This is a genomic window from Paenibacillus psychroresistens, assembly GCF_009728935.1.
Classification (GTDB): domain Bacteria; phylum Bacillota; class Bacilli; order Paenibacillales; family NBRC-103111; genus Paenibacillus_AC; species Paenibacillus_AC psychroresistens.
In genome coordinates, this window is the sequence record NZ_CP034235.1 from 7,116,655 (window position 1) to 7,128,827 (window position 12,173).

General features: G+C 42.9%; 11 protein-coding genes. All 11 read right to left on the reverse strand.

Annotation, left to right across the window (positions count from 1 at the left end; translation table 11 throughout):
- Nucleotides 1-69: 69 nt before the first annotated feature.
- The 11 genes from EHS13_RS32055 to EHS13_RS32100 all read right to left on the reverse strand — a co-directional run bounded on the left by EHS13_RS32055 (nt 70) and on the right by EHS13_RS32100 (nt 12,089).
- A complete protein-coding gene (locus EHS13_RS32055) occupies nt 70-1,545 on the reverse strand; it encodes an ABC transporter substrate-binding protein (protein WP_155704264.1) in 1,476 nt (491 codons plus the stop codon).
- A 226-nt stretch (nt 1,546-1,771) separates the two neighbouring features.
- The gene (locus tag EHS13_RS32060) at nt 1,772-2,272 is read right to left on the reverse strand and encodes an MBL fold metallo-hydrolase (protein ID WP_155704265.1); all 501 of its coding nucleotides are present in this window, start codon (nt 2,270-2,272) and stop codon (nt 1,772-1,774) included.
- A gap of 211 nt (nt 2,273-2,483) precedes the next feature.
- On the reverse strand, nt 2,484-2,987 hold the full coding sequence (locus tag EHS13_RS32065) for a MarR family transcriptional regulator (protein WP_155704266.1): 504 nt from the start codon (nt 2,985-2,987) through the stop codon (nt 2,484-2,486).
- 35 nt (nt 2,988-3,022) lie between these two features.
- A complete protein-coding gene (locus tag EHS13_RS37305) occupies nt 3,023-3,154 on the reverse strand; it encodes a hypothetical protein (protein WP_264373561.1) in 132 nt (43 codons plus the stop codon).
- A gap of 44 nt (nt 3,155-3,198) precedes the next feature.
- On the reverse strand, nt 3,199-3,432 hold the full coding sequence (locus EHS13_RS32070) for a hypothetical protein (RefSeq protein ID WP_155704267.1): 234 nt from the start codon (nt 3,430-3,432) through the stop codon (nt 3,199-3,201).
- A 194-nt stretch (nt 3,433-3,626) separates the two neighbouring features.
- On the reverse strand, nt 3,627-3,950 hold the full coding sequence (locus tag EHS13_RS32075) for an antibiotic biosynthesis monooxygenase family protein (RefSeq protein WP_155704268.1): 324 nt from the start codon (nt 3,948-3,950) through the stop codon (nt 3,627-3,629).
- A 130-nt stretch (nt 3,951-4,080) separates the two neighbouring features.
- Nucleotides 4,081-6,495 (reverse strand): RNA polymerase recycling motor HelD, encoded by a 2,415-nt coding sequence (helD, locus tag EHS13_RS32080; RefSeq protein ID WP_155705601.1) that lies wholly within the window; start codon nt 6,493-6,495, stop codon nt 4,081-4,083.
- A 386-nt stretch (nt 6,496-6,881) separates the two neighbouring features.
- Complete coding sequence (locus tag EHS13_RS32085) at nt 6,882-8,873, reverse strand: galactose-binding domain-containing protein (protein WP_155704269.1); 1,992 nt, start codon at nt 8,871-8,873, stop codon at nt 6,882-6,884.
- A gap of 109 nt (nt 8,874-8,982) precedes the next feature.
- Nucleotides 8,983-9,918 carry an AraC family transcriptional regulator gene (locus EHS13_RS32090; protein WP_162463353.1) on the reverse strand — a complete coding sequence of 312 codons (936 nt, stop codon included), beginning with the start codon at nt 9,916-9,918 and terminating at the stop codon, nt 8,983-8,985.
- 17 nt (nt 9,919-9,935) lie between these two features.
- Nucleotides 9,936-11,066 (reverse strand): glycoside hydrolase family 99-like domain-containing protein, encoded by a 1,131-nt coding sequence (locus EHS13_RS32095; protein WP_155704271.1) that lies wholly within the window; start codon nt 11,064-11,066, stop codon nt 9,936-9,938.
- 93 nt (nt 11,067-11,159) lie between these two features.
- Complete coding sequence (locus tag EHS13_RS32100; RefSeq protein WP_155704272.1) at nt 11,160-12,089, reverse strand: helix-turn-helix transcriptional regulator; 930 nt, start codon at nt 12,087-12,089, stop codon at nt 11,160-11,162.
- Nucleotides 12,090-12,173 lie beyond the last annotated feature (84 nt).

The following is a 12,173-nucleotide window of genomic DNA, read 5'->3' on the forward strand; positions in this document are numbered from 1 at the left end:
AATATAAATTATTTTAGTGTAAGTATATCAATGAAATCATCGTCTTACTAGAGTTCCAAAAAAGCGGATTTATCCCCCCCAATGAACTCCTGGTGCTTGATTATTGGGATCATCAGACTGATACAAGGAAGGATCTATTTCTGCGTTTGGATTCTCTTTGATTTTCTGCAGCACTAAATTCCCTTTAGTCTCCCATTCCACTAATGCCTCTTTAACCGATTTCTTATTGGTAATTATATCCTGAAGAATATTTTGCCCAATTTGATCGATTACCCAAATATTCGTTTTCTCCCGATACAGCTTATTGTTATCAAACATTGGTGCTTGTTTAATATTGTTATAGAAAGCAGCAATATTAAAATCTATACCTAACTGTGGTTGAATGTATTTCTTGCGAGCAACCATTTGGTATGTACTATGGGATTTCAACTGTGCCCATTTCTCACCATTAGAGAACTCAAGGAATTTCCAGGCGGTCTCTAAATTTGTTGATTTCGCATTAATCGCCATCAAACTGTTAAAGCCAATATTGGCTACTACTCCTGGTGCTTCTGGAAAACTAGGAACAGTTACTGTATCCCAGTCAATTTTTGTATAGCCTTTGATAGCATCCGCATTCTTATTAGCATTGTTCAGCTGCTCCAACTGCCCGTAGTTGACGATTGCCATCGCTACTCGTCCCGACAAAAAGTCATCATAATCTAAGGGTCCCTTAGGGGGGTTATCTCCTGACGGGATGATTTTATCTTTTTGCAATTGGCTCAGTGTTGTAATCGCGTCTTGCCATTGCGGTGTATCTACGGTCATTTTCTCACCTAGTTCGTCATACATATGCAATTGAAGGGGTTGAATGTAAGGCTGCAATTCATATAACATGCCATCATTGGATTGAGAGGATAACGATATTCCATACTTATGATCTGCTCCATCACCATGAGTAAGTCGTTTAGCCAAAGCAAAAACCTCATCCCATGTCATATTATCACGAGGTAAATCTGTAACGCCGGCATCAATAAACATTTGCTTATTGTAAATCAAGGCTGACGAGTTGAAAGTAGGTGAAAGGGCATATAGCTGACCATCCTCACTAAAGCTTTTTAAGCTTTCCAGTACGAGTGGTACAATATCGGTTGTGTCAAACTTGGTCTTATTGATCTGTGCATCTAGTGGAGCCAGTAAGTTTTTACTCAAGATGGCTTTAATTTGCTCTGCTCCCAGAAGAACTACATCTGGCGGATTAGGTCCTTCCATCAGATCCATCATGATATCAAGCGATGATTTAACCTTCGAGCCATCCGGATCACTTGGATCTTCGATGCTCTTACCACCGATATTCTCCGTAGTAATAACTTCTACTTTAATATTCTCGTTAGCTAGCTCAAAAAGCTGTGTATATTGCTCGCGGATAAAATCTTCATCATTGCCAAAAGCTGAAGCAATTCTTAAAACCTGCTCTGTAGTATCACTTTCGGCTTTATTCGTACACGCTGCAAGCATACTCCCTGCAATTGTAAGACTTAGTAAGGTGATCACCATTTTTTTCATGCCATATACCTCCAAATAATTTTTATTCTATTTGTTTTTTTCGTCTTATCATCATAGAATAAAAAATTTAATTTTCCGCTAAGAAAAGATAAAGAATTATTAAGTTTTAATAAATGCGGACCGTTTTTACAGTGATGGCATGTCGAACAAAAAAAAGCCTAAAACTTAAATAATAAAGTTTTAAACTGCAATGCCATTATTCTGTTGAATTATCGTATACGGAATGCTATAGGGTCAATTGCATTTGTTTGAGTAATCGCACCATCGCTTGTTTCATCACAGTCTCCTCGCGATGAATTCGATCACCATGACGTGGCAGCACCCATTCAAATTTCACTTTAGTAAGTAGTTCCATGGATTTTATTAATTCAGACCAAGAATAAAAACAATATTCACGATTAGCTCCAAGCGATTGTGTACTTCTATCCCAGTACAGATGATCACCTGTAAACAAAAACTTCTCTTTATATAGAAGAACCATATGGCCCGTGGTATGCCTTGGAACGATTAGAAAACGAAAATCTGGAATCCATTCAACTGGTTCGGTACCTTCAATAGAATGTTCAGCTTTTTCTGCTTTTATGGTTCGTGATTGTTCATTTATGTGTACTATACGCTTTGCTCCAAATCTTTTGGCGAATAATTCTGCATCGGTATGCTCATCATTATCGTAATGTGTGAGGAATATTGTATGCACACCTCCAAGTTCAGCAATCTTTTTTGCCAATGCGGGAACAAATCGTGGCGAATCTATGAGCCCCCCCCCTCCTCACAGTTGACTTAATTATATAGGTATCTTACTGACAACAGCATGTCAGTAATTAAATACTCATATTAAGCTTCCTGACCTGTTAGTAGAACAGCTGGACAGAGCTTTGAGACCAATATTATTTAAGTAGATAGGAGTTTTATGCTATCCAAATTAATGCCCCCTTTTATTACTTCATCCCATCAAGGTTCATAGAATAATCGATGACTTCTGTTAAATCACCTATTAACCTTTCAATAAACTGCAGCTCATTATCGGTATATTTTTGAATGAATTGCTGAAATTGATTTTCTGCTCTTTCATGATATTGAATATAAGCATGATGAACCAAATTGCCTTGGTCGGTTAACTGGTAGAAGACTTCTTTCAGATTGCCCTCAATTGTTAATTTTTCAATCCAGCCTCTTGCAAGCAATTTAGTGCTGATTTTGGTAATTGCGCCTTTGGTCAATTTCAGCTTTTCGGCAAGCCGTGTGACATTCGCCCTTTCCAATAATCCGATTTGCTCCACTAAATGGATTTCAGATATGGTTAGACTGCGATTAACATTAGATATGCCCCATAGGGCGGCGAGCGGCAACATCCGTTTTTTTTCAACCTCTTCATAAGCTTCAAACTGGTTAATCAGCTTCTGCAGCTTAATGTAAAAAAGCTTCTTTTCCTGATCATCCATGATTCTTCTTACCTCCGATTCTGCATACAAACACTTTATTCGAGCCCCTTTTTACCTGGGATCCAGAATGGCTTTGACTTGATTTGCTGATTGCTCCAATTCAAGGTTTGCTTGAAATGCTTGTGCAATTCAACACAAACCCGCCCATCACCGCCAACATACAGCATACCAGTTCCAACAGACTTTTCTAAAAATAATTCAATTTGTTCTTTCAGTGGCTGCCTGCATCATAATTCCAAACAGAATAGGTCCGAAGCATCTCAGATAGCTTAGCCGGTTGATCCAGACCAACCATCAGACGCAGAAATTCCCCTGGTTTGTATGAAAGGGCTTTCGAGTCTTGCAATTTAATCGAGATATGGTACGTTTGAGCGGTAATCTGCTGTTTATTTACTACAATTGCTTTTCGTGAGAAGCGCTTTGCCAAGCTTTCTATAATGCCCATATATATTCATCTCCTCTACTATTTTAAAATTATGTTTCCTTGGAAACAACATATCATTGCAGTCTTTCAAAAGCAATCTATTAGCCACTCATATTTTTTTAAATGCTATCCATCAAAACCCACCTTCTCTAAAATGCAAAAATACCACAATGGCGAGCATTGCGGTAGACCGATATGAGCTTGTAAGGGCTATCCTAGGATGGTTCAAATGTTTGGACGACTTCATACATACCTGGTTCAAACGTAGCTATTGTCAATGCTTCCTGAAGATAGGGAAGCGGTTTGGGGTCATTTCGCATAGCTTGGTAATCTTCTTCACTTCTCCATTGAGCATACATGGTAACTTTAGTCCCCTCTTTACCACGATGGAGACTACAAGAAACAAATCCAGGAGCGTGTCGAACGGAGACCTCTGTTACACTGGTAAGCAACTCGATTAGACGTTCCTGATTTTCGGGTTCAACTGTGAATACATTGATAAATGTAAGAACGTCATTATTCAATGAGATATAAGTCATAAAGTTAACTCCTTATTCATATTTTTCTAATCTTATGCAAAGGGATGCTTTTGACTCGCTTATCTTTAGTTTCATGTCATCATTTTATACAATCCAGATGCAAATCCAATTAAGCACACAAACAAAGTCCTCAATGCTGTTCCTTATACAAAGAGATATCCAACCCCTGAATAAAGGGTGTCCATACCCCCGTCGTGTAAAGAAGAAGCCGATGCATCGCTCGCGTGCATGCTGTATAGAAGAGCTTTCGCTCACTTTCCCGTTGATAGGCCTGTGAAGAAGCATCGTAGATCAGTACGGCGTCGAATTCAACTCCTTTAGCGAGATACGCGGGAATTACCAGAATTCCTTTAGCGAAATTGGGAGTCTTCTTCGTGATGTGCTTCAGCTCCTGGCAGCCCTGAGCCGCCAATGTCTCATAGACATCTCTGCTCTCGGTCGCCGTCTTCGTAATAACAGCAATTGAAGCGAAGGCTTCAGCCTGAAGAGCCGCTAGATCCGCTGCCATTCGTTCTGCCCGCTTTTCGCTGCTGTCCACTCTTACTAGAAGCGGCTTACTCCCCCTTCTTTCAAAGGGTACAATCGTCTCCCCACTTGGCAATATCGATTTCGTGAACTCCACAATCTCGCGGGTTGAACGATAACTGCGGACAAGAAAGAACTGACTTGTATCCGCCTCGCCATAAAGCCGAATCAGTGGTGAATCCACCACGTGCAAATTCGTTGCCTGAGTGAAGATGGCCTGATTGAAATCTCCAAGCACCGTCATGCGAGCGCGGGGAAATAGCTTCTTGAGAAATTCATATTGAAACATCGAGTAATCCTGACCCTCATCGACGAAAATATGCCGAACCATCGTGTTTGTCCGAACGCCTTCAATAAGTTCTTTTAAGAACAGGTATGGTGTCGCATCCTCATAAAAAAGCTCAAGATTGCTCAGCTTTTCCGTGGTTTGCTCGCAGATTTGCGGCCAAAGCTTAGGCACTTCGGTCACACCCGTCATTTCCCGATAAGCAGCATCGTCTCTGAACAATTGAAGGTATAGCTCATTCATATCTATAAACAGCAAGCGTTTTACACTTTGTCTCAGCGGTTTAAAATGCTCCTTCACGATCAAGCGGGTCAACAGGTCTTCTTCCTGCTGGACAAAGTCAAAGTCACCCTCGTCTCCCCGTCGCTTTTTGTTCAGTATCTCCTGAACCTTGGCATACTCTTCAGCAAAGTCAAAGACACCTTTCTCTTTATGCAACATGCTATATGCTGCGGCATAATCCTCATTGTCGAGATAGTTGAGCTCCTCCTGTACCCAAAACGCACTCTGCTCCTTGCGCTCCAGCAAGGTCAGTTCTCGCAACAGCCACTCCTGCAGCAGACCGACTCGATTGACCAGACGGATTGAGGGGTCATAACTATAGAACTGCGATTTCATTTTCTCGATGGTGATCAAATCTCTGTCCCGGAACCGGATAGTTTTGAATTGAATGCCTTCCCGCCCTAGCCACATTGCATAGCTTTGGAGAGCTTGAAGATAAGCTTCTGATGACTTATATTGAATCCCATTCAGTCTAGAGTCATACCTTGGCGTTGCTTCTTCTGTCAGCACATATTCGAGCTGATCGAACGGATCCTCAAGACTTACCGTAGATCCCAGCCAATATTCAAGATATTCCTGGAAGGTCGTCTGCTGCATATTCTCCTCACCAAGCTCGGGAAGGACTGTAGATACATAGCTGTTAAACAGCGGATTAGGCGAAAATAGGACGATTTGATCGGCCTTGAGTCTCTCACGGTTTTTGTACAGCAAGTAAGCCACTCGTTGAAGGGCCGCAGAGGTCTTCCCGCTTCCAGCCGCTCCCTGCACAATGAGCATCGAGCTTTTGTCGTTGCGGATGATGGCATTCTGCTCCTTTTGGATAGTCGACACGATACTCTTCATCTGTGCATCCGCACCTTTGCCAAGCACTTGCTGCAGTAATTCGTCGCCGATCGTCAAGCTCGAGTCGAACAAATTCTGGAGCTGACCGTCGCGAATCTGATACTGCCGCTTCAGCTCCATCCTTCCAGTGATAAGCCCTCCCGGCGTTTCATAGGCTACCGCCCCTGGAGAATAATCATAATACAAACTCGCAATAGGTGTACGCCAGTCATAGATCAGGAAGCTCATACCATCTACATCAACAAAGGAGGACACACCGATATAAACTTGCTCGCTTACGCCTAGGCCACCCTCTTCAAAATCGATCCGCCCAAAATAGGGAGATGGCAGCAGACGGTTCATATTTTTCCATTGCTGCAGCTTCAATTGGTGACTGCGTTCCCGCTCGGACAACACCGCGGACTGCTGTTTGATTGTAAAATAAGACTCTTCAAAATCTTCATGCGTGCTCGTATTGACCGTAACTTCTTCCCAAAACCGTTTTCGAATGTCTGCCGCCTGATTACTCAGTTGATCTACCTTAGGCTCCAGCTCAACAATTCTTGATTTCAGCTTTTCTGTAATCAGATCAAGTCGCTCCTGCTCTTGCTGCCAATCATTTGAGTTCATCATCCCTGAACACACTCACTCTCCGTAAATTTTGTAGAAAAAAAGAACGTTTGACAAGCGTGAAATCTTGTGGTAAGATTAATTTGTAGAGAATAATTACTACGTTTTTTTATTTTTTTAAAAATACAGATACGATTTTAAATATATCATAGTATTGCTTTGAGCACAATTTATTTATATATCCGAACCCTGCAAACCTGCTGGGTTCTTTTTATTCAGCTCTGCGCTGTTTAAGGAACAAACTCCCCCATAGGCTGGAGGAGTTTACTAATTGTCAAATAATATAAAAGAGGTTGATCTTCAAGTAGTTTAAACTACTTGAAGATCAACCTCTTTGTCATTTACACCTGCAAATCTACCAATCGTTTTTTTTATTTCAATCCCAGCTAGCTGCTATAAACTTCAAACTCAAAAATAATCGGCGTATATAATCCGGATGTGAAGTAAATCCTTGCTTTGGTTCCTGTAACCGGGGTAAAGGTTACCGTTTTATTAGGCCCGATTGTGGTTCCTGTGTATGCTGTAGCCCAGCTTGACCCATTCCAGTATTCAATGCGGTAGCCTGAAGTCCGATTATCCAGATATTCATTAATGACCGCCCTGCCAAAGGTTGTGCTTGACCCGAAATCCACCTGAACCCATTGGCCATTGAAGGTAGTTCCCGAACCCGCCTGCCAATTTGTACTATTGGATCCGTCAAAGGCCTTTGCACCCGCTTGACTGGCATCCCATTGCGAGGATGCACTGTACGTTTTGCCTAATGCCAGATTGGTTCCACTCGTATATTTGAAATTTACTGGCCCAAAGCTGTTCCCGGTTGAACCGGAGGTTACATAGCTGCCGTTTTTATAAACATTGCTGTTAATGACAGCTGCGCTTGTTGCCGTTAAAGCTGTATTCCCGTCATACCATTGATCTCCGCCATTCGTCTCCAAAGAAACAATATAGTAAGCCGTGTTTGCAGCGAGGGTTTGCGGAGTGTTGAGTGCGACATACTTGAAGCCCAAACCATCCGCCGTTCCTGTGCTCATATTGATTACGGAGCTCGCCAAATCCGCACCGGTGCTGGCATTGACTATTTTTAGGGTATGCGTGCCGCTGTTGCCTGCCACATAATATCGGCCTAGCTGGGTGACCGTTATCGGCGTGCTTCCTACTGTAATCTTTGTACCTACATAATCGCCATAGTTGTTTCTGATAGTACCGGAAAGTGTTTTGCCTGTTACAAAGGAGCTGCCTCCCCCAACCGGTGTTGTATTTACGCCTTTGATCGCATCGAGATAGTTGCGGTTAACTCCTCCCCCGCCAGGAATGAGCGTAGGACATATATATCCGCCCTCGCTGAACTCGTTCCAGGCATACATCAACACCGCATTTGCCGGTGCTGAAGCCGCATTATTGGCATTCCAATTAATCGCACTTTGCAGCTGGTTCGCAAGCTCAGTCGGCGTCGAAGCCGTTTCATAGCTATTGGCAGGATAAGAAGCGTAGCCGTAAGGCGGACTGCTTAAATTAATCCGCGGCCTTGGATCCCATCCTTGTGTAACCCAAGGAATAACCGGATAGCCAGTCGCTTTATAGTTATTCCAATTCGACTGCTCAGCAGATGCTCCGATAGAATAAGCATTTCCGTTGCTGCCTGTAGTCACATAGCTGCTGACAGCATCTGCGCCAATTTGCGCAGCAAAAGCTGCGGCATTGGAGCTGCCATAATCCAACGCAACGATATAAGGCTGGACGCCCATGGCTGCAAACGTTTGTGATCTTATAGCGGTAATTTGAGCGGTATCCACCAGAGCGGAGTAATTATAGGCATACACCAGCGGTCTGCCGCCTGCTACCTTTTGATAATTCGAGGTTTGGAATTGCGTAATCAACCAGGTTTGATCCGTTGAAGATAAAGGATGCGTGAACATGATGATCGCCCAATTCACATCATTCTTATGTGTGCTGGATAAATATAAATTTCTTTGCGTTTGCATGCCCGTTTCGCTTCCATACCAGTCAAATGCCCAATAATTAATTCCGGCATCCTTGGCATAGGCGATCTCCTGATCCATTATTGCCTGCGTAGTCCCATTCATTGTATCTGAATTTGCTGTTGGCTCCGTTGCGTAGAAGGGAAGCCTGAAATGCCAGACACTAGGCGCCATCGCTCTTTCCTCATCCGGACCTACTCCTGCCAAAGTCCCTGTAGCACTGCTTCCGATTTGGGCATCCCAGCGGATAACACCTACAGCAGTTCCATTTGAATTTGCGGCATGCGCCATCATCGGAATCATGCAAACCAACCAGATCAACAAAGCAAGAAAACAAGCCAATGCTAGACGTCCAGGCGAAGCCAGATTCTTTTTCCACACATTAATTCCTTTTACCATTATAAACCTCCTGTATAAGTTATTTGGATCTACCGTTTAATTGTAAGCGCTGCCAAAAGAAATGTAATGGGTCTATTTTACGAAATCACTTGTATTATTCACTTAATATTTACCTCAGCGGATGAATGGAAAGAGAATGGACATAGCCCTTTGGCGAGAGACCTTCGAACTTCTTAAATGTTTTACTGAAATACTGCAAATCATTGTACCCAACCGCTTCCGATATGGCTTTTATCGTTAGATTTCCAGCCTGCATCAATGCTTTTGCCTTCTCCAGACGAATGGAGGTTAAATATTCAACGGTTGATTTGCCGGTAGCTTGTTTGAATAAAGTCCGAAAATAATTAGGAGAGAGAAAAAGCGAGTGGGCGATATCATTAAAATCAATTTCTTCGGTTAAATGCTCATACATATATTGAATCGTTGCGGTAACTTCCTCTTGGTGCGAATGCTGTTTATCTACTCCGTTGGATGTTGTAAGCTCCTTCAAGATAAACCCGATAATCTTCAGCATGGTGCAGCGCAAACTAATCATATAGCCATAAGGCTTTTCCGTAAATGTGGTCAATGCTTCCTGAAAATGCGATACAACCAAAAACGGTTCCTTAAGCTGTACCCAGTAAGGCAGCTTCACCTCGCTAAATTCGACCAAAGGGCGCTCCGTCAGTTCATCATCCACCGGCACAAAATCAATATGCTGATAGTCCACAGAATTATAAATCTCATCTGCGGAGAAATCGAATTTTTTCCCAAGATAAACCAGGTCGAAATGAATCGCATAATACTGGATCGACTCGCCTTTGGGCACATAACAGGAATGCTGAATATAAGGGGGAACAATAAGCATGTCCCCCGCATTGACCTCATATCCTTGATTATCGATTGTATAAATCCACTTTCCCTGCAGCACCAAAACAATTTCATAATCATAAATAATTCTTCTAGGCAGCTTATACGTATCGTCACCTTCGTATTTCTGCACAAAACGGACATAAGGAGCCAGGTTGCTAAAGTCCACATCCATCTGTTCGCTGGAATAGTCCATTGCCCTCGCTCCCTCCATCAGCTTCCGAAAACATCGCGAATCGCTTCGAGATATTCCATCCCATGCTCCGTGTCCGGCTCAATATAGCTTCCCTCTGTCCACTCATTCCACGAATTGATCGTCAGTACGGGTGGATTGGAAAGCCCCTTGCTGAAAAAATCCTTGGCCGCTTGCAGCGCCTTTTTAAATTCTGCAGGAGTATTTCCTGTTAGGATAGGTGTGTGCGGATAACCCAAATTATCATAAACATCGCTTTGAATGGTGCGCGGACTGGCATCCCAACCCATAGAAACATTCGGGAAGTAAGGCAGTGTATATTCAGTGGTGAATTTCTCGAAATTTAATAAGGCTACGTCGCGATATTTGGCATAATCTGTGGCCGGGAAATCCACCGGCTCATCATGGTGAATCCACACATATGATGTGATACTGTCAAAGCCCAGCTCATTCAACAGACCGTTTACGTCTTCAATTTTCTGTTCCCCAGGCAGGTTCGCAATGCCCCAAACCACTGCGTTCAAGTGGAGCTCTCCTAATCCTGCAGCACGTACTCTATCACGAAAGCCGCTCAATATTCGCGTCGTTTCCGCATAGCTGCCAAAGCCCTCAACAAGTTTCATCAGCTCATAGACAGAGAAGTACAGTCCGTCATTGATTCGCCAATAAGAAGGATGAGCAAAATAATGCTCGATCATATAATTAGTAGCCTGAATGAATTCTTGCTCGGAAACAGCCCCTTGGGCTAAAACCGAATACGGTTTATGTCGGGTTGCCGGCATAATCTCGATCCAATCATGATTGGCCCACATCACTGAAAACTTCAGCCGTTCATTGTTGCCGGCCTGCAGAAAGCCTTGATCCAAAGCTCTATTAAGAAACGGCGCATTATCGTACCAATACCAATCAAATATAAAGCTATCAATCCCGAAATCAGCGGCAGCATCAATTTTCTTAGCCATGACAAGAGGGTCAGCCTCATTCTCGTAACCCCATAACGGAACCTTTGGCTGCTGATGCCCTTCAAACCTCGGTGTAGCCGCTCTCACCAAATCCCACTCGTTCCAGCCTTTCCCGTGACGCTGCTCATTTACTGGATCTGCATGGTAATTCGGAAAATAATAAACCCCAATTTGTGCTTTTAAAGACATTCCTATCGTCTCCTTTCTTAACCATTGTAAGATGTAAGGGACGATTCGTATTTGGTCTAGCCAACTATCTTCTTGTTCTTTTCAACACACTTTTCAGCTTTTAAGCACATTCAATGAATCTATGTAATGCTTGGGAGACATTCCCTCCATTTTCTTGAACAGCTTGCTAAAGTAATGAATATCTTGGTAGCCTACTGAATAACAGATGTCGCCGACCGAATGCTTGCCTTCCTGCATCAAGCTTTTGGCCTGCTCAATTCGCAGAAACGTCAGCAATTCCAACGGAGTTTTCCCTGTAGCTTCCTTAAACAAGGAGCGAAAATAGTTCGGAGATAAATATTTAGCCTGTGGAATATTGTTGAAATCCAGCTCTTCCTTGTAATGCTCATACATATATTGAATGGCTTCCGTAATTTCTGTGCGATGGGAAAATTCTTTTCTAACCCCATACGGAGTTGTTACATCTCTTACCATATAGCCCAGAATCCGCAGCAAATGCGCACGCAGGAATAAATGATACCCAAACAGCTTCTCGTTGAAAATATCGTGCATTTCGCGAAAAGCTTGAATATAGAGCAGAGGCTCCCTTGCCTGGATCAGACTCGGAAACATCACTTCGCTCAGCTCGATAACAGGCCTCTCCGACAGTTCTTCCTCTATAGGCACATAATCAATATGCTGGTAATCGACGTTGGCATAAACATCAATGGCGGAGAAATCCAGCTGCTCCCCCATATACTCGAGATCGAAGTGGACGGCATAATAACTGATGTTCTCGCCCTTAATAATATTCGTCGAATGCTTTACGTGCGGACGCAGAAAGAACACATCTCCCGCTTGCTGCTCATATCGAATTCCATCCAGATAATGAACGAATTTCCCGCTCAGCATAAACACGATTTCATGATCGTAAATCACCCGCGGCGGTACTTTATATTCTTCATTGGAGTTATATACCTGAACATACCTTACGTAAGGCGCCAAATTAAGAAAATCAAGTTTTTTTACAGGTACCTTAGCCATGGTTCTCCTCTATTAATCCGCTTATTGTAAAGCCTACTTTAGCACATTTCACACCAAAAAGCCTTTAACATTAACTGTCTCAGG